This is a genomic window from Streptomyces sp. NPDC032721 (assembly GCF_055579625.1).
The window spans coordinates 212,907-235,068 of record NZ_JBVIMX010000009.1 but is presented as its reverse complement, the minus strand read 5'-3'; the positions used below and the strand labels follow the sequence as shown (position 1 = coordinate 235,068).

20 protein-coding genes are annotated in these 22,162 nt (G+C 73.1%); 10 read left to right on the top strand and 10 right to left on the bottom strand.

What is annotated here, in order from left to right; all coding sequences use genetic code 11:
• Nucleotides 1-74: 74 nt before the first annotated feature.
• Complete coding sequence (locus ACZ5PB_RS20590; protein WP_468693040.1) at nt 75-1,040, bottom strand: methyltransferase domain-containing protein; 966 nt, start codon at nt 1,038-1,040, stop codon at nt 75-77.
• 47 nt (nt 1,041-1,087) lie between these two features.
• Between ACZ5PB_RS20590 and ACZ5PB_RS20585 the strand changes: the two genes are divergently transcribed.
• A complete protein-coding gene (locus tag ACZ5PB_RS20585) occupies nt 1,088-1,669 on the top strand; it encodes a helix-turn-helix domain-containing protein (protein ID WP_468693038.1) in 582 nt (193 codons plus the stop codon).
• On the opposite strand, the gene ACZ5PB_RS20580 is transcribed toward ACZ5PB_RS20585, so the two are convergent.
• The 4 genes from ACZ5PB_RS20580 to ACZ5PB_RS20565 form a co-directional block, all read right to left on the bottom strand.
• The gene (locus ACZ5PB_RS20580; RefSeq protein WP_468693037.1) at nt 1,666-3,021 is read right to left on the bottom strand and encodes an RNA polymerase sigma factor; all 1,356 of its coding nucleotides are present in this window, start codon (nt 3,019-3,021) and stop codon (nt 1,666-1,668) included. The two genes, ACZ5PB_RS20585 and ACZ5PB_RS20580, sit on opposite strands and share 4 nt — an antisense overlap.
• Nucleotides 3,022-3,025: 4 nt before the next feature.
• The gene (locus tag ACZ5PB_RS20575; protein ID WP_468693034.1) at nt 3,026-3,376 is read right to left on the bottom strand and encodes a YciI family protein; all 351 of its coding nucleotides are present in this window, start codon (nt 3,374-3,376) and stop codon (nt 3,026-3,028) included.
• Between the two features lie 184 nt (nt 3,377-3,560).
• Complete coding sequence (locus ACZ5PB_RS20570) at nt 3,561-5,231, bottom strand: DUF6297 family protein (RefSeq protein ID WP_468693031.1); 1,671 nt, start codon at nt 5,229-5,231, stop codon at nt 3,561-3,563.
• Complete coding sequence (locus ACZ5PB_RS20565) at nt 5,228-5,929, bottom strand: ABC transporter ATP-binding protein (protein WP_468693029.1); 702 nt, start codon at nt 5,927-5,929, stop codon at nt 5,228-5,230. The genes ACZ5PB_RS20570 and ACZ5PB_RS20565 overlap by 4 nt, the downstream gene beginning before the upstream one ends.
• A 350-nt stretch (nt 5,930-6,279) precedes the next feature.
• Here ACZ5PB_RS20565 and ACZ5PB_RS20560 point away from each other — a divergent pair, with 350 nt between their 5' ends.
• From ACZ5PB_RS20560 to ACZ5PB_RS20545, 4 genes are all read left to right on the top strand, one after another.
• Complete coding sequence (locus ACZ5PB_RS20560; RefSeq protein WP_468693264.1) at nt 6,280-6,996, top strand: response regulator transcription factor; 717 nt, start codon at nt 6,280-6,282, stop codon at nt 6,994-6,996.
• Nucleotides 6,997-7,003: 7 nt separating this feature from the next.
• On the top strand, nt 7,004-8,296 hold the full coding sequence (locus ACZ5PB_RS20555; protein ID WP_468693027.1) for an ATP-binding protein: 1,293 nt from the start codon (nt 7,004-7,006) through the stop codon (nt 8,294-8,296).
• Between the two features lie 136 nt (nt 8,297-8,432).
• On the top strand, nt 8,433-9,194 hold the full coding sequence (locus ACZ5PB_RS20550; protein WP_468693263.1) for an ABC transporter ATP-binding protein: 762 nt from the start codon (nt 8,433-8,435) through the stop codon (nt 9,192-9,194).
• Nucleotides 9,195-9,291: 97 nt separating this feature from the next.
• Nucleotides 9,292-11,868 carry an ABC transporter permease gene (locus ACZ5PB_RS20545; protein ID WP_468693025.1) on the top strand — a complete coding sequence of 859 codons (2,577 nt, stop codon included), beginning with the start codon at nt 9,292-9,294 and terminating at the stop codon, nt 11,866-11,868.
• 19 nt (nt 11,869-11,887) lie between these two features.
• Here the strand turns inward: ACZ5PB_RS20545 and ACZ5PB_RS20540 are convergent, their stop codons facing one another.
• Complete coding sequence (locus ACZ5PB_RS20540; RefSeq protein ID WP_468693023.1) at nt 11,888-12,490, bottom strand: TetR/AcrR family transcriptional regulator; 603 nt, start codon at nt 12,488-12,490, stop codon at nt 11,888-11,890.
• A gap of 58 nt (nt 12,491-12,548) precedes the next feature.
• Here ACZ5PB_RS20540 and ACZ5PB_RS20535 point away from each other — a divergent pair, with 58 nt between their 5' ends.
• Entirely contained in the window at nt 12,549-13,535 is a 987-nt protein-coding gene (locus tag ACZ5PB_RS20535; protein ID WP_468693021.1) for a GNAT family N-acetyltransferase, read from the top strand.
• A 33-nt stretch (nt 13,536-13,568) separates the two neighbouring features.
• On the opposite strand, the gene ACZ5PB_RS20530 is transcribed toward ACZ5PB_RS20535, so the two are convergent.
• Nucleotides 13,569-14,363, bottom strand: a complete 795-nt coding sequence (locus ACZ5PB_RS20530) for an N-acetyltransferase (RefSeq protein ID WP_468693019.1) — start codon at nt 14,361-14,363, stop codon at nt 13,569-13,571.
• A 150-nt stretch (nt 14,364-14,513) separates the two neighbouring features.
• On the opposite strand from ACZ5PB_RS20530, the gene ACZ5PB_RS20525 reads away from it, so the two are divergent.
• Together ACZ5PB_RS20525 and ACZ5PB_RS20520 are read left to right on the top strand one after the other, a co-directional pair.
• Nucleotides 14,514-15,770, top strand: a complete 1,257-nt coding sequence (locus ACZ5PB_RS20525) for a DUF1266 domain-containing protein (protein ID WP_468693017.1) — start codon at nt 14,514-14,516, stop codon at nt 15,768-15,770.
• Nucleotides 15,767-16,942 carry a DUF1266 domain-containing protein gene (locus tag ACZ5PB_RS20520; RefSeq protein WP_468693016.1) on the top strand — a complete coding sequence of 392 codons (1,176 nt, stop codon included), beginning with the start codon at nt 15,767-15,769 and terminating at the stop codon, nt 16,940-16,942. The genes ACZ5PB_RS20525 and ACZ5PB_RS20520 overlap by 4 nt, the downstream gene beginning before the upstream one ends.
• On the opposite strand, the gene ACZ5PB_RS20515 is transcribed toward ACZ5PB_RS20520, so the two are convergent.
• Nucleotides 16,878-17,957 carry a GlxA family transcriptional regulator gene (locus tag ACZ5PB_RS20515; protein ID WP_468693014.1) on the bottom strand — a complete coding sequence of 360 codons (1,080 nt, stop codon included), beginning with the start codon at nt 17,955-17,957 and terminating at the stop codon, nt 16,878-16,880. The genes ACZ5PB_RS20520 and ACZ5PB_RS20515 overlap by 65 nt on opposite strands.
• A 72-nt stretch (nt 17,958-18,029) precedes the next feature.
• On the opposite strand from ACZ5PB_RS20515, the gene ACZ5PB_RS20510 reads away from it, so the two are divergent.
• Both ACZ5PB_RS20510 and ACZ5PB_RS20505 read left to right on the top strand, forming a co-directional pair.
• Entirely contained in the window at nt 18,030-19,373 is a 1,344-nt protein-coding gene (locus ACZ5PB_RS20510) for an MFS transporter (protein ID WP_468693013.1), read from the top strand.
• Nucleotides 19,374-19,449: 76 nt separating this feature from the next.
• A complete protein-coding gene (locus ACZ5PB_RS20505; protein ID WP_468693012.1) occupies nt 19,450-19,887 on the top strand; it encodes a PPOX class F420-dependent oxidoreductase in 438 nt (145 codons plus the stop codon).
• 21 nt (nt 19,888-19,908) lie between these two features.
• On the opposite strand, the gene ACZ5PB_RS20500 is transcribed toward ACZ5PB_RS20505, so the two are convergent.
• Together ACZ5PB_RS20500 and ACZ5PB_RS20495 are read right to left on the bottom strand one after the other, a co-directional pair.
• Nucleotides 19,909-20,532, bottom strand: a complete 624-nt coding sequence (locus tag ACZ5PB_RS20500; RefSeq protein ID WP_468693011.1) for an RraA family protein — start codon at nt 20,530-20,532, stop codon at nt 19,909-19,911.
• Between the two features lie 67 nt (nt 20,533-20,599).
• A complete protein-coding gene (locus ACZ5PB_RS20495) occupies nt 20,600-22,135 on the bottom strand; it encodes a SulP family inorganic anion transporter (RefSeq protein WP_468693010.1) in 1,536 nt (511 codons plus the stop codon).
• Nucleotides 22,136-22,162: the final 27 nt, after the last annotated feature.

The following is a 22,162-nucleotide window of genomic DNA, read 5'->3' as shown; positions in this document are numbered from 1 at the left end:
CTCCCCCTCCAGCGGGCCCTTGGGCGCAGCTTTCCCCCAGGGGCCCTTTCGCCGTGCGGGCTACGGATCACCGGTTACGGGCGGCGCGCCACCCACACCGTGCGGCTCGTGCGCACCGTGAGGTCCTTGCGGCGGCGGATGTCGTGCGGGCCCTCGGGGTCGGTCAGGGCGTCCAGCGCGGCCAGGTCGTCGGCGGCGAGGCGGTCCGCCAGGCCGGTGCGCAGGCGGGCGAGGGTGGCCCGTGCGTAGGTGCCGACCACGGCGGGGACCGGGGCCTTCAGGTCGACCTCGAAGCGTCGTTCCGCCTCGGCCTTGAAGCCCGCCCTGGTCAGCCGTACGCCCCAGTCGTCGCCGAGGTGCGGCACGTCGGTGGCGTGGGCCTCCTTGAGCGACCCGCTCAGCCGTGCCTCCAGGCCGGGGCGGCCGAGCTCCGGGCCGAGGTCGTCGGGCAGGAAACGGGGGAACGGGGTGTCGTCCATCTCGGCCGCGACCAGCAGCCCGCCGGGGTTGAGCGCGGCGAGCACCTCGGTGAGGGAACGGTCCGGGTCCGCCATGTGGTGGAGGGAAGCGGAGGCCCAGATCAGGTCGAACGAGCCGAGACCCTCCGGCCAGCCCTCGTCGAGGTTCGCCTGCACGGTGCGTACGCGGCCCTCCGCGATCCCGGCCTCGCGGGCTTTTTCGGTGACCAGGCCGAGCATCGTCTCGGAAAGGTCCACGGCCACCGAGTCCGCGCCCGTGAACTTCGCGAGCAGCATGCGGGTGCCGGTGCCGCTGCCGGCACCCAGGTCGAGGATGCGACGCGGCGGTGCGTCGGCGGTGAGCTCGCCGAGCCAGCTCATGAGCTCGGTGAGGTACGGGCTGAGTACCTCTGCATCGAGCTCCAGGAGCTCGGCGAGGGCCGCGTCACTGATGGGGTCGGGGGTGGAGGAGTGGTCGTGGGTGTGCGTGTGGGTGTGCGTGTGGGTGTGGCCGTGGCCGTGACCCTCGTGGCCGTGGCCTGCGTGAACGTTGCCCTCGTGGTGGTGCTGCTGATTTCCCATGCTTCGAGCGTACGACCCCCTTGCGCCTACCGCATACACTCTTGCCTATGACGCAAGACGGAGATTTGGACGACCTGGTGCGCAAGCGCCTCAGGGGGCTTCGCATCGCCAAGGGCTGGTCGCTCGACGAGCTGGCCGCGCGCTGTTTCCTGAGCCCCTCCACCCTGAGCCGCATCGAGACGGGCCACCGGCGGATCGCCCTCGACCAGCTGGCGCCGCTGGCCCGTGCGCTCGGTACGAGCCTGGACCAGCTGGTGGAGTCCGCCACCGACGACGACGTGGTGATCCGCCCGCAGCGCGACGAGAAGGCGGGCCGGACCACCTGGCTGCTCAACCGCGACGGCGGCGCCAACGGCTTCACCGTGGCCAAGCTCCGCGTCACCAAACCGGCGCCCCGGGCCGGTGATCCCGACCTCCGCGTCCATCCCGGCAAGGACTGGTTCACCGTGCTGTCCGGCACGGTCGAGCTGGTGCTCGGCGACCGTACGATCCTGGTCGAGACGGGCGAGGCGGCGGAGTTCTCGACGATGATCCCGCACGCGTTCGGCGCGCACGGCGGCGGTCCGGCGGAGTTCCTCTGCATCCTCGACCACGACGGACAGCGCACCCACCTCAAGCCGTCCGCCTAGGACAGCCCGTTCGTGGCCTCCCGCAGCCTGCGGCGCAGGTGTGCCCGTTCGGGTTCGGTGCCCGAGGCGGCCGCCAGGCCGAGCGCCTCGCGGTACGCCGTCGCGGCCTCCGGCAGCCTGCCGAGCCGGAACAGGAGGTCGCCCCTGGCGGCCTGGTACGGGTGGTGGCCGCGCAGTCGCGGTTCGTCCGCGAGGGCGTCGAGGAGCGTCAGCCCGGCCTGCGGGCCGTCGCGCATCGCCACCGCCACGGCCCGGTTCAGCTCGACGACGGGCGACGGCGTGAGGGCGCGCAGCACGTCGTACAGCGCCACGAGCTGGGGCCAGTCGGTGCCCGCGAGGTCGGGGGCCTCGTCGTGCAGGGCGGCGATGGCGGCCTGCACCCCGTACGGTCCCGGCGGCCCGCCGGTCAGCGCGACGACCACCAGGGCGCGCCCCTCCTCGATCATCGAGTGGTCCCAGCGGGCCCGGTCCTGGTCGTCGAGGAGTACGAGTGCGCCGTCGGCCCCGGTACGGGCCTCGCGGCGCGCGTGGATGAGCAGCATCAGCGCGAGCAGGCCGGTGACCTCTCGCTCGGCGGGCATCAGCCGGTGCAGGATGCGGCCCAGCCGGATGGCCTCCTCGGCCAGGTCGGTGCGCAGCAGCTGCGGGCCCGAGCTGGCCGCGTACCCCTCCGTGAAGACCGAGTAGACGACCTGGAGCACTCCGGGCAACCGCTCCGGCAGCTCGTCGGGGCCCGGCACGCGGAACGGGATGCGCGCCTGGCTGATCTTCTTCTTCGCCCGTACGATCCGCTGGGCCATCGTCGCGTTCGGGACGAGGAACGCCCGCGCCACCTCGGGGGTGGTGAGCCCGGCGAGGCAGCGCAGGGTCAGCGCCGTGCGGTCCTCGGCGGCGAGGGCGGGGTGGGCGCAGGTGAAGAACATCTGGAGCCGCTCGTCGGGCAGGCCCCCGTCGCCGTCACCGTGACCGCTGCCGCCGCTGCCGTCCGTGGCCGGGGCGGGTCCGGCGCGGTCCGCCTCCACCTGGAGGACGGCGAGCCTGGCCGCGTACGCACGGTCCCGGCGCAGCCGGTCGACGGCCTTGCGGCGCGCGGTGGTCAGCAGCCAGGCGCCGGGCCTGGCGGGGACGCCGTGGACGGGCCAGTGCAGGAGTGCCGCTTCGACGGCCTCGGAGGCGACGTCCTCGGCCAGGTCGAGGTCGCCGTACCGGCGGACGAGGGAGGCCAGCAGCCGGCCGCGCTCCTCGCGGAACACGGACTCGACGGAGGTGTGGACGGCCGCCGCCCCTCCGCCTCCGCCTTCGCCTCCGCCTTCACCCCCACCGGCCCTCGCCCCGGCCCCCTCGTCCCGCATCGCGTCAGACCCCGAAGTCGGCGATCGGACGCACGACGACCGACCCGCTGCCCCGCGCGCCGGGGCACCGCGCGGCCCAGTCCAGCGCGACGTCCAGATCCGGTACGTCGATGACGTAGAAGCCCCCGAGCACCTCGCGGCTCTCCGCGAACGGCCCGTCGGTGACGGTCCGCTTCCCGTCCTCGGCCACCCGTACCGTCGTGGCGGTGACCAGGTCGGCCAGCGACTCCCCGGCGACCAGGATCCCGGCCTCCTTGACCTCCTTGTCGTACGCCATCCAGTCCTCGACGGTGCACTCCGCCGCACCGCCGTTGTCGTCGATCGCTCCGGCGTTGATCAGCAGCATGTACTTCATGGTCCGACTCCTGTCAGGTCCTGTTGCCCGTCATGTTCCCCGCTCCGGCGGTCCGCCGCGCGGGCCCTACGACATGACGACGAAGGGGGCGGGGCCGGATCGACAGCTCCCCGGAAAATTTCCCGAAGTTTTTTTCCAGCAGTCCGTACAGCCGATCAACACAGCCGGTCAGCCGGTCAGCCGGTCAGCCGGTCAGCATGCGGCGGGCGGTTCTGCGTACCCACCACAGGCCGGCGGCCGCGATCAGCAGTTGCCAGAGCAGTTGGAGCAGTCCGTACGACTGCCGGTGGGTGACGGTGATCAGTACGGGGGCGGTCAGCAGCAGCGCGGCGAGGGGCCCGCGCAGATACCAGAAGGCCGCTTGCCAGGGGCCCGTGCTGCCCATGGCGGTGTGGGTCCCGATGAGGACGTGGACCGGCATGATCCCCCGGTACGAGCTGATCAGTGCCGCCGCCGTCATCGCGGGGACCGACGCGAGGAGGGCGGGCAGGGCGGGGGTGTAGTGGCCGGTGAGGGCGCAGGCCCCGGTGCCCAGGGCCAGGGCCGTCAGGAGGAGGGCGCCGGGGAGGGCGGCGTGCCAGGTGGCCAGGGTGGCGGCGGGCCAGGGGAGGTTGGCCGAGCGGCGGACGTCGTCGCTCTCCAGGCGTGCGGGTTCGGTGAGCTGGGCCGCGGAGAGATACGTGGCGATGAGTACGGCCACCGCCGTCAGCTGCTGTGCGGAGGTGCCGAGGGAGGGGGCGGTGGCCGTGAGGAGGACCGCCACCAGGGCCCATACGGCGGCCCGGACCAGCCGTCCGGGGTGGCGGGCGAGGGAGGTCGCGTCGCGCCACAGCGGGAGCAGCCGGCGGTTGCGGGGCACCGGGAGGCGCAGGACCGGGGGACGGGAGCCGCGCTCCCGCAGCGCGGGGACGCCCGCACGTGCCTGGCGCAGGTCGAGGAGGGCGAGCGAGGTGCTGACCGCCGACGCCACGACGGCACGGTGGCGGAGTGCGGAGCGGGGGATGTGGGGGAGTTCGCGGAGGGCCAGGAGCAGTAGAGGGATGAGGGCGAGGAGGGTGAGGGCTGTTGCGGTTGCCGGGATGATCCAGGTGGCGGGGGCCGCCCCGGGCAGTGCGGTGGCGGCCGTGGCGAGGGGCTGGGCCGCCCAGCCCCAGGGGCCCGACCACAGCAGGGCCTGCTCCCACCCGGCCACGCCACCGCCCCGTACCGACACAAACGCACCCGCCAGGCCGACGGCCACCGCCGCCCAGCCGAGGGCGAGGATCCTCGGGGCGTGGCGTGCGGTCCAGGACTCGTGGCGCTCGATCAGTACGCCGACCGCGCACCCGGCGACGGCGGTCGCGGCTCCTGCCCAGGCGCCCGCAACGGTGAGCAGCGGCCAGGGGGCCGAGGTGGGTGCCCCTTGCAGTAGGAAGCCCGTCGCGCCGCCGAGTACCAGGCCGACCGTCAGGGCGAGCAGGCCGGAGATGCGCAGGCGCGGCCGCAGCAAGGGGGCGCGGTCCACGGGTGCCGGGAGCAGCCATGCCGTGGTCGGCAGGTCGAGCAGGACGGGGCCCCGCCACATCGCGCCGCGCGCCATGAGCAGGAGTACGGCCAGGAGGAACGGGGGCGTCACGGCGGGAATCGCCGTCGCCAGGTGCGCGGCGAGCGCACTGCCCTGGCCTGCGGCACCGGCGCCCGTGCCTGTACCCGCACCCGGCCCGGTTCCGGCCAGCGCGGCGAGGGCGGGTATCCCCCACCACGCGCCCAGCAGGACGATCACGTAGACCGTCAGGCCGACGCTCTTGCGCCGCTCCTGCCGGAAGTCGGCGCGGGCATCCCGGAGGTACGAAAGCGTCGCTCCGGTGGCGCTCAACGCCCGCCTTCCGGGGCAGCCACCGTCCGTACCTCTTCGTCGAGTTCGTCGGGTTCGTCGGGTTCGTCGAGCTCCACCACCCGGTCCGCGATCGCGCTCAGCGCGGGATGGTGCGTGGCGAGGAGGACCGCGGCTCCGGCGTCGCGGTGCGCGGCGAGGCGGCGGGCCAACTCCCGGCGGCCGTGGGCGTCCAGGCGCTGCTCGGGCTCGTCGAGCACGAGGAGGTCGTGCGGCCTGACGAAGGCGGCGGCCAGCAGCAGGGACTGGGTCTGCCCCGAGGACAGGGTTGTGGGGAGTACGTCCGCGTGGCCGGACAGCCGGTGCTGTTCCAGCACCTCGTCGACGGCCGGGTCCGCGCCGTCGGCCAGACCGTGGGCGAGCGCGATCAGCATGAGGTGTTCTCGTACGGTCAGGTCCGGATAGAACGCCCCGGCATCCATCACCGTCGCGATGCGCGTACGGGCGGCGGCCGAGTCCTCGTCGAAGGGCTCGCCGTCGAGGAGTACGGAACCCGTGGACGGCTTCTCGCGGCCCGCGGCCACTCGCAGCAGCGTCGACTTCCCCGAGCCGTTCTCGCCGACGAGGGCGACACACTCCCCCGGGGCGATGCTCAGCGAAACGGTGTCGAGGACCAGGCGGTCTCCGTAGGCGCGGCTGACTTCGTGCAGGCGCAGCAGGGGCGGAGGGTGCAGGTCCATGTCTCGGTACGTCCCCTTGAACAGACAGGTTGAACAGGCAAGCCGTGGCCGGCCGTGGTCGAACAGTTGCTCGTGAACGTTACACGGCGGGGAAATGTGTCCGGCGTGTATCAGTGGGCGCTTGACCGGCCGTCAAAGTGGGTGGGCGGGCCCGCGCCACCAGGGTGGGGCCGGGTGTCTGCCGTATCGTTCCCCTTCGCACCCGCCCTCCCCCAAGCCCCCCCCCGAGCCCCCTCCCCGAACCCTCGCCCCGAGCCCCTGACCTGGAGCCCTCCGCCGTGTCCTCCCCCACCCCGCCTCCGGCCCCCGCGCAGCCCGCGCGCGTGCTCCTGGTGGAGGACGACGACCTGATGCGCCGGTCCTTCGCCGTCGCGCTCGGCCGTTACGGCTATGACGTCACGGCCGCCGCCGACGGTCTGACCGGGCTCGAACTCTTCCGCGATCACGGCTCGGCGGGTGGTACCGGCCCGGCGGCCGGTGACGGCTTCGACCTATTGATCCTCGACGTGATGCTGCCCGGCCTGGACGGGATCGGGCTGTGCCGCAGGGTCCGCGAGAGCAGCCTCGTACCCGTACTGATGATGTCGGCCCGGGGCGACGGGCTCGATGTCGTCGCCGGGCTCGAAGCGGGGGCCGACGACTACGTGGTCAAGCCGGTGGACACCTATGTGCTGGTGGCCCGCATCCGCTCCCTGCTGCGGCGCGCCACGTACGCCCCCACGGGGGCTGCCGGAGCGCCGCCGACTCCGTACGACGAAAATCCGGGGACCGAGGCCACCGGCGAGCTCCTCGCCTTCGGGGACCTGACCATCGACACCGGTGGGCTGGACGTGACCCTGGCCGGGAGCCCGGTGGCCCTCACCCCGACCGAACTGAAGCTGCTGCTCGTCTTCGCCGCGCGCCCCGGCGTCGTACTGGAGCGGCACACGTTGCTGCGCGAGGTCTGGGACTACGGGTGGGACGGTGACAGCCGGGTCGTGGACCTGTGCGTGCAGCGGCTGCGCAAGAAGCTGGGCCGGGACCGGATCGAGACGGTCCGCGGCTTCGGCTACAAGCTGAGGCGCTGAGTCACGCATGCGTATGCACATGCGTCCGCGTCCGCGTCTGCGCTGGAAGATCGCTTCGCTGGCCGGGGCCACCGCCTGTCTGGTGGTGGCGGTGGTGGGTGTGCTGGTCCACCTGTGGTCCGTGGACGACGTCCGGAGCCGGGCGGAGCGGGAGGCGTTCAACGGGGTGTACTCCGCGATGGAGACCTACCGGGCCACCGGCACGCTGACCGGCGGCGCCGAACTCGACCCGGCCGAGCTGCCCGCCCGGCTGAAGGACCTGCCCGACGGCCGGCGGCACTCCACGTTCGACGAGCACGTCGAGGGCAATCTGGGGCCGAGCGCCTGGGCAGCCCAGCGGGTGGCCGGGCCTGGCAGCCCGGTACTGGCCATGCGGGTCAACATGGGCCCGGACCTCCACGGCATCCGGCGCCTCGACGTGATCATGGTCGTGTCCTCGCTGGTCTCGCTCGCGGCGGGCGTGCCGGTGGCGGTCTACGGGGCCGGGCTGATCGCGCGCAGGCTGCGCCGGGTGTCGGAGACGGCGACCCGTATCGCGTCGGGGGACCTGGACGCCAGGACCGGCCCCGCCAAGGGCGGCGACGAAGTGGCGGACATCGCCACGACGGTCGACCTGATGGCCGACACCCTCGCCCGGCAGCTGCGCGCGGAACGGCAGTTCACGGCGGACGTGGCCCACGAACTGCGCACCCCGGTGGGCGGACTGCTGGCCGCGGCGGACCTGCTGCCCCCGGGCGAGACGGCGGACCTGCTCAGGGAACGGGTGCGCGACCTGCGGGGCCTGGTGGAGGACCTGCTCGAAATCTCCCGCCTGGACGCGGGCGCGGAGGAACCGGTCCGCGCCCGGGTGCCACTGGGCGACGTGGTCCGCGAGGCGGTGACCCGGACGGGACTGGACTTCGACACGGAGGTCGTTGTGCTCGGGACGGAGCAGGGTGCGTCCGGCGACGACGGCGAGACCGTCCCCCTGGTCGAGACCGACCCCCGCCGTCTTGAGCGGATCGTCGGGAACCTCGTCGTCAACGCCCATCGGCACGGGGCCGCTCCCGTGCAGGTCACCGTCGACGGCCGGACGGTCGTCGTGCGTGACCACGGCCCCGGTTTTCCGCCGGAGCTGCTCGTCGACGGGCCGCGGCGCTTTCGTACCGGTACGGCCTCGCGGGGTGCCGGGCACGGGCTGGGGCTGACCATCGCGCTCGGGCAAGCTCGGCTGCTCGGTGCGGAGTTGTACCTGGCCAACGCCGTCGGCGACGGCACCGGGGCCGTCGTCACCCTGCGCCTGCCCGCATCGGCCACGTAGCCGAAGCAGCGGTCGACGCACGACTGCCGCGCACCGGAGCGCGCACCGATACACGGTCGCCGCGGTCCCGATACGTCCCCCGGACACCCTTCGGAACGCACCTGTTGGTCCGAAGAGGAGTCGCCCCATGCACCCCATGCACCCCGCCCCCACCCTGAATCCGGCCGCGTCCACCACCGACCTCACCAAGGTCTACGGCAGCGGTGACACCCGGGTCGTCGCCCTGGACCGGGTCAGCATCACCTTCCGGGAGGGCGAGTTCACCGCGATCATGGGGCCGTCCGGCTGCGGCAAGTCCACGCTCATGCACTGTGCCGCCGGGCTCGACTCCTTCGACTCGGGGTCGGTGCGGATCGGCACCACCGAGCTCGGCACGCTCAACGACCGGCACCTCACCGAACTGCGGCGCGACCGGATCGGGTTCATCTTCCAGGCGTTCAACCTGGTGCCCACCCTCACCGCGCTGGAGAACATCACCCTGCCCTCCGCCATCGCCGGCCGCCGGCCCGACCCCGAGTGGCTGGAGCGGGTGGTGGCCATGGTCGGGCTGTCCGGGCGGCTCGGTCACCGGCCCAGTCAGCTCTCCGGCGGGCAGCAGCAGCGCGTCGCGGTGGCGCGTGCGCTGGTGTCCCGGCCCTCGCTGGTGTTCGCCGACGAGCCCACCGGCAACCTCGACTCGCGTGCCGGTGCCGAAGTACTCGGCTTCCTGCGCGACTCGGTGCGCGCGCTGGGCCAGAGCGTGGTCATGGTCACCCACGACCCGGTGGCCGCCGGATACGCGGACCGCGTGGTCTTCCTCTCCGACGGCCGTCTCGTCGACGAGATGGCCCACCCCACCCCGGAACGCGTGCTGGACACGATGAAGAGCCTCGACCAGCGGCTGCGTACCGGCGTCTGACGCACGCCCGCTGGCCGCCCCCTCCCGTTCTCCCGATCTCCCGTTCTCCTCTTCTCCCGTTCCGTACGGAAACGACTCCCGGAAGCGCACCCACCCCATGCTGCGAACCACCCTGCGCAACCTCCTCGCGCACCGAGCCCGACTGGCCATGACCGTATCCGCGGTCTGCCTCGGGGTCGCCTTCATCTCCGGCTCCCTGGTCTTCGCCGACTCCACGGCCGCCGCCTACCGCGCCTCCATGACCGCGGACCGGGCCGGTATCGCCGCGACCGTGGAGCCGAAGTTCGTGCCCGGTGCCCCCGTCGGCGCGCGGCACGACGTGCTCGACGACGCGCTGGTGGCCAGGCTGGCGGCCCTGCCCGGGGTCGCCGACGCCCGTCCGCTGGCGGACGGTTCGGTCACCCTGGCCGCCAAGGACGGCACCCCGCTGCACGCCGACAACCAGATGGGGAAGCTGGCCGCCGGGTACGTGCCTGCTGCCGGAGGCGGCGCGGACAGCCGCTATCCCCTCGCCTCGGGCCGGGCCCCGCGCGGCAGCGGCGAAGTGGTGCTGGACCAGGGCACCGCGACGGCCGGGAAGTACTCCCTCGGGGACCTCGTCACGCTCGCCGTCGACGGTCCCGTGCTGAAGAAGCGGCTGGTGGGCACCGTCACCACCCGCGACACCCGGGTCACTTCCGGCGGCACCCTCGCCGTCTTCGACATGGCCACCGCGCAGCGGCTGTTCGCCTCCCCGGGGCACTACACCGGCATCGACCTGGCCGCCGCCCCCGGCACCGACACGGCCGAACTCATGCGGGGCGCCGAGCAGTTGGTGCCCGCCGACCGCGCCGAGGTCGTCAGCTCCGCCGCCATGGCGAGCCAGAGTTCCGTGTACATCGACACCAGGACCAAGAGCTTCTCCCGGCTGCCCATGATCTTCGCCGCGGTCTCGCTCTTCATCGGTACGTTCCTGATCGTCAACACCTTCAGCATGCTGGTGGCCCGCCGCTCCCGCGAGATCGCGCTGCTGCGTGCGATCGGGGCCACCCGGCGCCAGGTCGTCCGTTCCGTGCTGGGCGAGGCGGCGCTGGTCGGTCTCGTCGCCTCGGCCGTCGGGTTCGTGCTCGGGCTCGGTGTCGCCACGCTGCTGCCCCGGGTCCTCGCCACCGGCGAGGGCGCGCTGCCCACCGGGCCGCTGGTGATAGGCGCGGCGCCGGTTCTCGCGTCGCTCGCCGTCGGGGTCGGGGTCACCGTGCTGGCCGCCTGGCTGCCGTCCCGTCGGGCGGCCCGGATCGCGCCCGTCGAGGCGATGCGTACGGCCGCCGAGCAGACGCCCTCGCCCGTCGGGTCCCGGGTGCGGGGCGGGGCCGGTGGAGCTCTCGTCGTCGCCGGGGCGGGGCTGCTGGTCTCGCTCAGCGGGGCCGAGGACGCGTCCGAGGCGAACCTGCGGACCGCGATGTCCGGGTGCGCGCTGGTCATGGTCGGGCTGATCGTGCTGGCGCCGCTGCTCGCGGGCCCGGTGGTACGCCTGATCGGCAGGCTCACCACCCGGTTCGGCGTGGTGGGCGCTCTCGCCAGGGAGAACGCCCTGCGCGATCCGCGCCGGACCGCCGCCACCGCCGTCTCCCTCATGATCAGCACCGCGCTCGTCACCGGGCTCGCCGTCATCGGCCAGTCCTCCGCGCAGGCGCTGGACTCGCAGGCCGCCGCCGGACTCTCCGCCGACTACGTCATCAGCACCCGCAACACCACCACCGCGGTCGACTCCGCCGCCGTCCGACGCGTGGCCGACGTGCCCGGTGTCCGTACCGCGTCGGCGGTCGCCGACTCCACCCTCACCCTCGGCGGCTCCGCCAAGCCCGTGGCGGGCGTCGACCGCGCGACCGCGGGGGACGTCATGAAGCTCCGCTTCACCAGCGGGTCGCTCGACGACCTCGGCCCCGGCCGGATCGCCGTCTCCCGCAGCACGGCCCGTGCGAACCACCTCGGTACGGGTACGAGGATCACGGCCGGCATCGGCCCCGGCACGGGCGACGCGCGCGACCGGTCGTACACCGTCGTCGGCGTCTACGAGGACAACCCCACGGCGGGCGACGTCCTCGCCGACCGCGCCGACGTCCAGCGGCACGCCTTCCTCCGCGACTCCGTCCAGCGCGTCCTGGTGACCACCGACGGTCACACCAACTCCGCCGCCCTGAACCGGCAGCTGCGTGCCGCGGTCGGCGACAGCCCGCTCCTGAAGGTCCAGGACCGCACCCAGCTCGTCCGCGAACAGGCGGGCACCGCAGGGGAGTTGATGACAATGGTCTACGGTCTGCTCGCCCTCGGCGTCGTCATCTCGGCCCTCGGCATGATCAACACCCTCGCCATGTCGGTCGCCGAACGCACCCGCGAGATCGGCGTCCTGCGCGCCATCGGCATGGACCGCACGGGCATCCGCCGCATGATCCGCCTGGAATCCCTCACCCTCGCGGCCTTCGGCACCCTGCTCGGCCTGACCGGTGGCCTCTTCGGGGCGTGGCGGATCAGCGGGCTGGCCAACGGGGCCATCCCCCAGTACGGCTTCTCGCTGCCCTGGGGCACCCTCGCCCTGGTCGTCGTGGTCTCGCTCGCGGTGGGCGTGGCGGCGGCCGCGCTGCCGGCCAGGCGGGCGGCGTCACTGGGTCCGCTTCAGGCGGTGGCGGTGGCCTGACCCGACGACGCACCGGCCCTCACGGCGTACCGGCGGCCATGAGCGACGCGAGCAGCGCGTCGAGCATGGCCGTCTGTACGTCCTCGGGGAAGCGCGCCGGATCGAAGAGCGCCTGCACCACCAGCCCGTGGGTGAACGCGACGGCGGTGGCGGCCAGTTGGCCGGGGTCTGCGGTGGCGGGGAGCTCCGCCCGCTCGCGGGCCGCCTCGAAGTGCGGGACGAGGGACTCCCGCAGCCGGACGTAGCGGGCGGCCTGGTCCGAGGTGAAGCCCTCGTCGGCGAGTGCCAGGTCCCAGGAGCTGACCCAGATGCGGTTGCGGGCGGTGTCCCCCGGGGTGAGCGGGAGGATGTCCAGCAGCATCGACCGTACGGTCGCGAGGCCCTCGGCGGGGGGCTTGCGGCGGGGGCGTTCGGCGGTGCGCTTCTCCAGCAGGTCCAGGGCATGCGCGATGAGGGCCCGCTTGGCCGGGAAGTAGTGCATGAGCATTCCGGTCGAGACGCCCATGGCGGTCGCGACCGCGCGCAGCGTCAGCCCGTCGAACCCCTTGTCGGCGAGCACCTCCCACACCGCCCGGGATACGTCCTCTCGGCGGGCTTCACGGTCTCCTCGTGCTGGCGGCATGCTGTTACCTTACGTACCGAACGCTTGTTACGCACCCAGGGGATCGAGGTATCCATCCGTGTTCACCGTCCCGCTCGGCGACAACGCCACGCTCCGCCCGCTGGAGCCCCGGCACGCTCCGGAGTTCCTCGCCCACATCGACCGCGCACGCCCGAACGTCGACCCCTGGATACCGTGGGCGACCTTCTCGAAGGACCTCGAATCGGCGAAGGCGGTGCTCCAGCGGTACGCGGACCGCGAGGCGACGGACACCGGGCGGATCTACGGGATCTGGCTGGACGAGGGGGAGACCGAGGGCGGGACCCTGGTCGGCGGCGTCATGTTCCCGCGCTTCGACGCCGCGACCGGGGTGTGCGAGATCGGCTGCTGGACGGAGGCGGCCGGAGCGGGCCGCGGCCTGGTCACCCGGGCTTCCCAACTGCTGGTGGACTGGGCGTTCGGCGAACGCGGGATGCGCCGCATCGAGTGGGTCGCCGCCGTGGGCAACACCCGCAGCAGCGCGGTCGCCCGCCGGCTGGGCATGACCATGGAGGGCGTACTGCGCGGCCTCTCCCCGTACCGGGGCGCGGGCCAGGCCGAGGGCGTACGGACGGACTGCGAGATGTGGTCGCTCCTCTCCGAGGAGTGGAAGCAGGAGCGCAAGGACGACACCAAGGCCGAACTCGACGCCCTGGTGGGCAGGTTCATGGGCGCGTTCACCAACACGGACGGCCGCAGCGCCGACCTGGACGTGATCCGCGAGGTGTTCGTACCGCAGGGCAGCATCGTCAGCACCGTCGGCGGACAGCCGGTCTTCTACGACCTGGACGCGTTCATCGAGCCCCGCCGGAAGATGCTCACCGACGGGACGCTGACGGAGTTCTCGGAGTTGGAGGTCACCGAGCGGACCGAGGTCTTCGGCTCGGTCGCGCACCGGTTCAGCGAGTACCGCAAGACCGGGGTGCTGCGGGGCGAGCCGTTCGAGGGCGGCGGCCGCAAGACCACGCAGTTCGTACGGACCCCGGAGGGGTGGCGGATGAGCTCGATGGCCTGGGACGACTTCTAGAGCGCTGCCGGACCGCCGGACCGCTGAACCGCGTCACGGCCGCCGCCCCACCCGGTGCCGTACCCACACGTTCGGTTCGACGTAGACCGCGTGGTCGTGCGTGAGGTCGCAGTGGACCGGGACCAGGGCCCCGGGCACCGCCACCCCGCCGTCGCGGTCGAAGGGCACCCCGGTCCACTCCTGCCACTGGGCCGGGGTTCCCGACGTCGTCATCGAGGCGGGCGCGATCCTCTCGACCGTGCCGCCCGCCTTCACGTGGACGCGCAGCCAGGGGTCGGCGGGGAGCCCGTCGTCGCGCAGTTCGCGGAGGTAGTCCGCCATGGGGACGTGCGGGCGGAGGTGTTTGGCGTTGGGGCGGACGGGGGCCAGGAGGCTGTCGTGGCCCTGGTCGCCGACGGCTTCGCGCAGGGCGGCGAGCATGCGGTACGAGAGTCCCCGGCCGAGGTAATCGGCGTCGACGGTGATCTCCAGCGCGCTCGCCACGGTCGTCGGCCCGCCGTCCCGCAGGTCCTCGAACGCCCAGACCAGCACCCGGTCCCAGCCCTGGTCCGGCATCTCCTCGCGGCCGTCCCGCACGGCGTCGAAGGGCACGCTGAACCCGCGCGCCACCACCCGGTCCCCGTCGGTGGCGACCACGCAGTACTGCGGGAACTCCTCGACCACCTGGTGCAGCAGCGCGCTGACGACCGGCTCGTGGGAGGTGAACTCCGGCCAGGTGTCGGCGATCTCGTACGCCCGGCCGATCAGCTCGGGCCGCTCCGCGAAGGTCGTGACACGGATGCCGTCGGGCGCGGTGGTGGCGGTGTTGTCGTGGGTGGTGCTGGTCATGACGGCTGCGGCCCTTCTTCGCTCACGGCACGGCACGGCCCGCCCCGGGGAGCACAGCTTGCCCTACGGACACCGCCCCGACCAGGGAGTTAAGCCCGGCGACCGCACCCGAACCGCGATGCGCCACGCACCGTTTCGTAGGATCATGCGGTGAACACGGGGACGGGCGGCCATTCAGGCACGGAGATCGAGCGCGAGCTGTACGCGGCGGCGACAGCCGGGACCACCACCGTCCCCTCCCCCACCACCGTGCCCTCCCCCACCGCCGGGACCGCCACCGGCCCCTCCCCCAGCACCGTCCCCGACCTCCTCGCCCGCACCCGCCTCTACCTCCTCCTCCCCCGCCTGCACGCCGACACCCCCGGCTACGCCCCGCCGCTGCCCGTCCAGCGCGACCCCGCCACCGGCCACACCGTCGTCCCCGTGCTGACGCCGGGCGCGCTGCCGCCGTGGCATCCGGAGTGGGTGTTCCGGCAGATCTCGCTCGGCGAGCTGGCCCGCGTCTGGCCGGACGGCAGGGCGCGGCTCGCCGTCAACTCCGGCACCCCGTACGCCCTCACGCTCGAAGCCCGCCCCAAGCACCGCAAGGCGTGGACCGAGGCGTACGAACGCGCCGGGCGCACCTTCCGGCCCGGCCGCCTGCTCACCGACAGCGGTGGCCCCCTGCACGGCCCCCTCGCGCGCGGCCTGGCCCTCGGCGCCCAGCTCGCCGTGCACAACAGCCTCGTCTGGAACCAACTGGGCGCCGCCTACGAGGACTACGAGACCGACATCGCCCGCCTCCGCAGCCCGTGGCGCGTCCACAACCGCGCCGACTACCGGCGCACCCTCGAAGCGCTGCTGGCGACCCGGCTGAAGGGCCACCTCCAGGAGTACGTGCTGCGCGCCCGGACGGACCTCGTCCGCCAACTGGGCCGCCTCCCCTCCGAGGACGAGTGGACGACCGCCGTCAGCACCTCGCTGCGGCAGCGCGGCGCCGACGCGGAGGACCTGGCCGAGGCCCTGGCGGCGCTGCGGTGCGTCCTGCGGTACGAGGCCCGGTTCCGCGCGGACGGGGCGCTCGCGCCGGACGGACGCGTCGACACCCTGACGGCCTTCGACCACGGGCGGGCGGTCAATGTCGTACGACTGGCCCTCGGCGCGCGGTACATCACTCCGGCCGAGGCCGAGGAAGCCGTACTGCGCGTCGACGAACGGGCCCGCACGGCGTACGACTCGTGGGCCGCCTTCTCGCTCGGGTACGCGATGACCCGCCTGATCTACTTCACCCAGGACGACTTCGCGCAGAGCGACGCCCACGCCCCGGCGTCCCCCGGCTCGGAGGTCACGTACCAGGAGTCACTGGCCCAGCACCGCATCCTCACCCAGGACCCCGCCAGCCCCTACCGGAACATCCCGTGGTCATGAACTTCCCCAACTCCCCGCACCAGTACGCCACTTGGGCACCCCCGTCCGAGACCGAGCGCCTCCTCCACGAGGCGGGGCTGCGCGGCGACACCGAGGCCCAGATCCGCGTACTGGCGGGTGCCGAGCTCTACATCCCCGCCCCGCGTGCCGAGGTCGACGCGGACCCGGACACCATCCGCTGGCGCCCGCACCCCGCCCCGGCGACCGGCCGGAGCTGCAAGCCGCTCCTCACGCGCGGGATGCTGCCGTCCTGGCACCCGGACATGGTGTTCCACGGGGTCACCCTCAAGTGGGTCGCCGAGATGAACTGGCCCGACCCGGGCCAGCTCCTCGCCGTCAACATCGGCACCCCCGCCCAGCTCCTGCTGCCCGCCACCCCCGCGCACCGCGCGCACTGGACGCGCTGCTACGCCGAGCACGACACCCCCTCCGGCAACCGTTTCCTGGCCCTGCGGCACGGCGCGCTGCACGGCCCGCTCGCGTACGGACTGGCCTGCGGCGTGCACCTGGCGGTAGGCAACGGGGTGCCGTGGAACGAGGTCGGCACCGTCTACCGGGAGTACTACGAGGAGCGCAAGACCCTGCGCGAATCGTGGGGAGTCACCGACCACCCCACCTGGCGGCAGCAGCTGGACGCCCTGCTGGCCGCCCGCAACAGCCCGCCCGGTCCCGACTACGCCCTCGGCATCCGCGAATCCCTGCGCCACGCGCTGGGCGGTGAACTCCCGCCCGCCGACCTGTGGCGCGAGACGGCCGCGGGCCATCTGCACGACAAGGGCGTCGGCCACGACGGCGTGAAGGCGATGGAGGAACTGGTCCGCCGCATCCTCCGCTACGAGTCCCGGTTCCGCGCGGACGGCCTGCTGCCGCCCGAAGGACGGGTCTCCACCACGGTCGCCTACGACTACGGCCGCGCCGTCAACCTCGCCCGCTGGGGCCTGTCCGCCCGCTACTGCGCCCCGCCGGAGGCGGAGCAGGCCATCGTCCACGCGGGCGCGCTCGCCAAGTCCGCGTACGGCTCCTGGGAGAGCTTCTCGGCCGGTTACGCACTGGGCCGGGTGCTGCGCTTCGACCAGGAGGAGTACGGCCCGTTCTACGAGCAGAGCGTCACCGCCCACCGCCTGCTGACCGAGCACGAGGGCAGCCCCTGGCGGAACCTGTCCTGGCACTGAGGCCGCCCGCCTCGTCCGCATCCGTGCCCGTGCCCGTGCCCGTGCCCGTGCCCCGAAAGGTGGCGCGGTACGCGTTCGGCGGGACCCCCAGCACCGCCTGGAAGTGCTGGCGCATGGAGGTCCCGGTGCCGAACCCCGCCTCGTGCGCGACCCGGTCGACCGGCAGCTCCGTCTCCTCCAGCAACTGCCGCGCCCGGTCCACCCGTTGGAGCGCGAGCCAGCGCACCGGGGTGAGGCCGGTCTCCTCGCGGAAGCGGCGGCTGAAGGTCCGTACGCTCATGGACGCCTCGCGGGCGAGTTCCGCGAGGGTGAGCGGGCGGTCGAGGTGGGCCAGGGCGTGCGCGCGGGCCCGGCCGGTGGAGGAGATCTCGGGGACGGGCACGGGGCGCTGGACGTACTGGGCCTGCCCGCCCTCCCGGTGCGGCGGCACCACCGTGGAGCGGGCGACCGCGTTGGCCACCGCCGCCCCGAAGTCGCCGCGGATCATGTGCAGACAGAGGTCGATGCCGGAGGCGACACCGGCGGAGGTGAGGACCCCGGAGTCGTCGGTGTAGAGGACGTCGGGGTCGAGGTCCACCTCCGGGTACAGCTCGCGGAACTCCTCGCAGGACTTCCAGTGCGTCGTCGCCCGCCGCCCTTCGAGCAGTCCCGCCGCCGCGAGGACGAAGGACCCGGTGCAGATGGAAGCCACTCTGGTGCCCGGCCGGACGCGGGCGAGCGCGGCGGCGACCCCCGGGTTCAGCCGGCCGCGCTCCTGAGGGCCGTAGTCCTCCTGCGCGGCGGGGACGACGACGGTGTCCGCGGCAGCCAGGGCCTCGGGGCCGTGCGCGACGTTGACCGTGAAGTCGGTGTCGGTGGCGATCTCGCCGGGCTCGGGGGTGCAGGTGACGACGTCGTACAACACCTCGCCCCCGGCCGACCGCGCCTGGCCGAACAGCCGGTGCACGATGCCCAGTTCCATGGGCAGCAGCCCGTGACGTACGAGAACGGCGACCTTGTGCGGAGCGGAACCCATGGCCGGATTCTTTCACAGGGTGGCCATCTGGCCGGTGGCCGCGTGGGTCACCGCTCGCGAAGGCTGGTCCCCATGGAGAACGCCCTGGACCCAGACACCCCCACCGCCACGGAATCCCCCACCACCCCAGCAACCCACCACAGCTCCCGTATCCACCGCGCCTGGCCCGTCGCCGCGGTCACCGCGCTCGCCATCCTCGTCACCGGAGCCTTCTCCACCCTCCCCGGCCTCTTCACCAACCCCCTGCACGAGGAATTCGGCTGGTCGCACGGCTCCATCGGGTTCGCGGCCTCGGTCAACATGGTGCTGTACGGGCTCACGGCCCCCTTCGCCGCCGCCCTGATGGACCGGTTCGGCATCCGCCGGGTCGCCCTGTCCGCGCTCGCGACGGTGGCCTGCGGCGCCCTCCTCACCGCGACCGCCCTGACCGCGCCCTGGCAACTCACCCTGTACTGGGGCCTGTTGGTGGGCGTCGGAACCGGTTCGACGGCGATGGTGTTCGGCGCGACGGTCACCCAGCGCTGGTTCGTACGGCGACGGGGCCTGGTCACCGGGGTGCTGGCCTCCGCGAGCGTGCTGGGCCAGATGGCGTTCCTGCCGCTCCTCGCCCGGCTGGTCGAGCAGCACACCTGGCGCGCCGCACTCGTCACGGTGGCGCTGGCCGCCCTCGCGACCGCCCCGCTGCTCCGCCTCGTACTGCGCGACCACCCCGCGGACGCGGGCGTGAAACCGTACGGCTCCGCGCGCTTCGCCCCGAAGCCCGCTCCGGTACGGGGCGCCGCCCGCCGCACCCTGCGTACCCTGCGCCGCACCTCCCGCACGGGCCCCTTCTGGCTCCTCGCGGGCGCGTTCGCGGTCTGCGGCGCCTCCACCAACGGCGTCCTGTGGACCCACTTCACGCCCGCCGCCCACGACCACGGCATGCCCGCCACCACGGCGTCCTCGCTGCTCGCCCTGATCGGCGTCTTCAACATCGCGGGCACCATCGCCTCCGGCTGGCTCACCGACCGGGGCGACCCGCGCCGTCTGCTCGCGGTCTGCTTCGCCCTGCGGGGCGCACTGCTCCTCGCCCTCCCCCTGATCCTGGCCGCCACACCGACCGCTTCCCTGCTCGCCTTCGTGGCGCTCTTCGGTCTGCTGGACCTGGCGACGGTGCCGCCCGTCCTGGCCCTGTGCCGGGAGTACTACGGCGAGGACAGCGCGATCGTGTTCGGCTGGATCAACACCGCCCACCAACTGGGCGCGGCATCGACCGCCCTGCTGGGCGGGGCGGTCCGCGACGCGTTCGGCTCGTACGACCTGCTCTGGACGGCCACGGGCGCACTGTGCGCGGCGGCGTCCCTGATGTCACTGGCGATGCGCGGCCCGGGGCGCCGGGGCCCGGGGGCACCTCCCCCCGGTATCCCCGGTTCCTGACCGGATGTCACCATCGGTCTCGGCGATTCAGCAACAGCGCAGAGCAGACAGAACAGACAGAGCAGAGGGAGCCCCCATGACCCTGACCCCGGAAGTCCGCGCCAGGATCGAAGCGCCGAACTTCTGGTACGTGGCCACGGTCGAAGCCGACGGGGCACCGCACGTGACCCCGATGTGGCTGGACCTCGAAGGCGAACACCTCATGTTCAACACCTCGGTGGGCCGCATCAAGGAGGCCAACCTGCGCCGCGATCCCCGCCTGTACCTCTCGCACGCGGATGCCGGGAACCCGTACGACCGCGTACAGATCCGCGGTCGCGCGGTCCGCTTCGTGGAGGGTCCGGAAGCGGACCGGGCGATGGACCGGCTGGCCAAGAAGTACACGGGCGCGGACCACTACGAGTGGACGGTTCCCGGTGAGCGCCGCGTCAGCGTGCTGATCGAGCCCCTGAACGTCCGCCACATCGTGGGCGTGGAGGCCTTCCCGGCGGGAGTGCTGCCCCCGGCGGAGTGAGAACCCCGCCGAGCACCCCGCTCAGTCGGTGAACCCCACTTCACCCAGGGCCTTCTCGATGCGGGAGCGGTGCTGTGCCTCCCAGTCGTCGAGGGATTCCCCGGCCTCCTTGGCCAGCTTCGCCAGGGAGGCCCGGAGTGCCTCCTCCTGGCGGGCTGCCGGGGTGACCACGACGCCCTCCTCGTCGGCCACCACGATGTCGCCGGGGTTCACCAGTACGCCCCCGCAGCGGACTCCGGTGTTCAGCGCGCCGGCGGCCCGCTTCGTGCCGGGAATGGGGATGACGCCCCGGGCGAAGACGGGGAAGCCCGCCTCGCGGACCTCCCCCAGGTCCCGGAGCAGGCCGTCGAGCACGAACGCGGCGACGCCCCTGCGCTGGGCGACGGCACACACGTTGCCGCCGGCCAGCGCGAAGTCCAGGTCGCCGGACTCCACCACGACCACCGATCCGGGCTCGGCACGGTAGATGGCCGCGTGCAGCATCAGGTTGTCGCCGGGAGGACACCGCACGGTGTAGGCAGGGCCCGCGACGCGCGGGGTCGGCGTCCACAGCGGGCGGATGCCGATGTCCATGACCTGCTCACGACCGAGGATGTCGGCGAGAGTGGTCGGGGGTACGGCCCGGAACTCGCTGGGGTGCGGCATGCGTGCCCTGCCCTTCGTAGGTCGGTGCGTCAACCGTAGGACAGTACTCGGCGGGCCTGTCCCGCCCTCAGTCGGCCGGTTCCGGAGCCAGTCGGGTGGTGGTCATGCGGACCGCTTCCGTGTCGCTGTCGTTGTGGCGTACGGCCCAGTTCTCCAGGGTGGTGCGGCAGGCGTGGTCGAGGTGGTGGGCGGTGGTCAGGTCGAGCTCTATGGGGCGGTCCTTGGGGAGGGCCTCCAGGGTTTCCAGGAGCCGGGGCAGCCGCAGGAAGGTGGCGTTCCCGGTGAGGGTGATCAGGAGGCGCCCGCCGGTCAACTCCCGTACGGAGAGCTGGGCCTTGGAGGTCTCCCAGGCCGATTTGACGATGGCGAGGGCCAGGCCGATGAGGACGCCCTCGAACATGTTGGTGACGAGGATGGCAATCGCCGTGGTCACCAGGACCACCGCCTCGCCCCGGTGCGCGCGGGCCAGCGGGAGCAGCTCCTTCACGGGTATGAGCTTGCAGCCCGCGTGGACGAGTACGCCCGCGAGCGCGGCCAGCGGGATGATGCCGAGCGCGACCGGGAGCAGTACCGCGAAGAGCAGCAGCCAGCCGCCGTGCGCGATGCGCGAGAGCGGGGTGCGGGCGCCCGCCTGGACGTTGGCGGAGCTGCGGACGATGACCGCGGTCATCGGGAGGGCTCCGAGTGCGCCGCAGACGGTGTTGCCGACGCCCTGGGCGACGAGTTCCTTGTCGTAGTGGGTACGGGGGCCGTCGTGCATGCGGTCCACGGCTGCCGCGCTGAACAGCGATTCGGCGGAGGCGATGAGGGTGAAGGCCAGGACCGTGCCGAGGACTGCGATGCTGCCGAGCGCCGCGAAGTCGTCGGCGCCGGGCGGCTGGATGGCGTCGGCCAGGCCCCGTACGGTCACCGTCTTCAGGTCCAGGGACAGCGCGGCGGTGGCCGCGGTGGCCAGGGCCACGGCGGCCAGTGGGGCGGGCACCACGCGCACCTTCGCGGGGAGCTTCGGCCACAGGACCAGCACCGCGACGGTGCCGAGACCGACGGCCGCTGCGGTCAGGGCGCCGGGGGTCGTGAAGGTGTCGGCGACCAGGCCCGGCAGGCCGGTGACCTTGGCGATTCCGGAGAGCGGCTGGGTGGCTCCGGCCATGCTGTAGAGCTGGCCGAGGATCAGTACGAGTCCGATGCCGGCCAGCATTCCCTGGACGACGGAGACCGAGATCGCGCGGAACCACCGTCCGCAGCGCAGCAGTCCGAGGGCGATCTGGAGCACCCCGGTGAGCAGCACGATGGCGCCGAGCATGCCGAGCCCGAACTCCCGTACCGCTTCGAGGACGAGCACGGTCAGTCCGGCGGCCGGGCCGCTCACCTGGAGGGCGCTGCCCGGCAGGAAGCCGACGACCAGACCGCCGACGATGCCGGTGACCAGGCCGAGTTCGGCGGGTACGCCGGAGGCGACCGCGACGCCGACGCACAGCGGCAGCGCGACCAGGAAGACGACGAGCGAGGCGAGCAGGTCCTTGCGCAGCACACCGGGCTCGCGCAGCTCGCGGAAGTTTGAGAAGAGGGTGGTGCGACGGGGGGACGGGGGTGAAGTCCGCATGGGTGAGGGAGTCCTGTCACTGGTGTC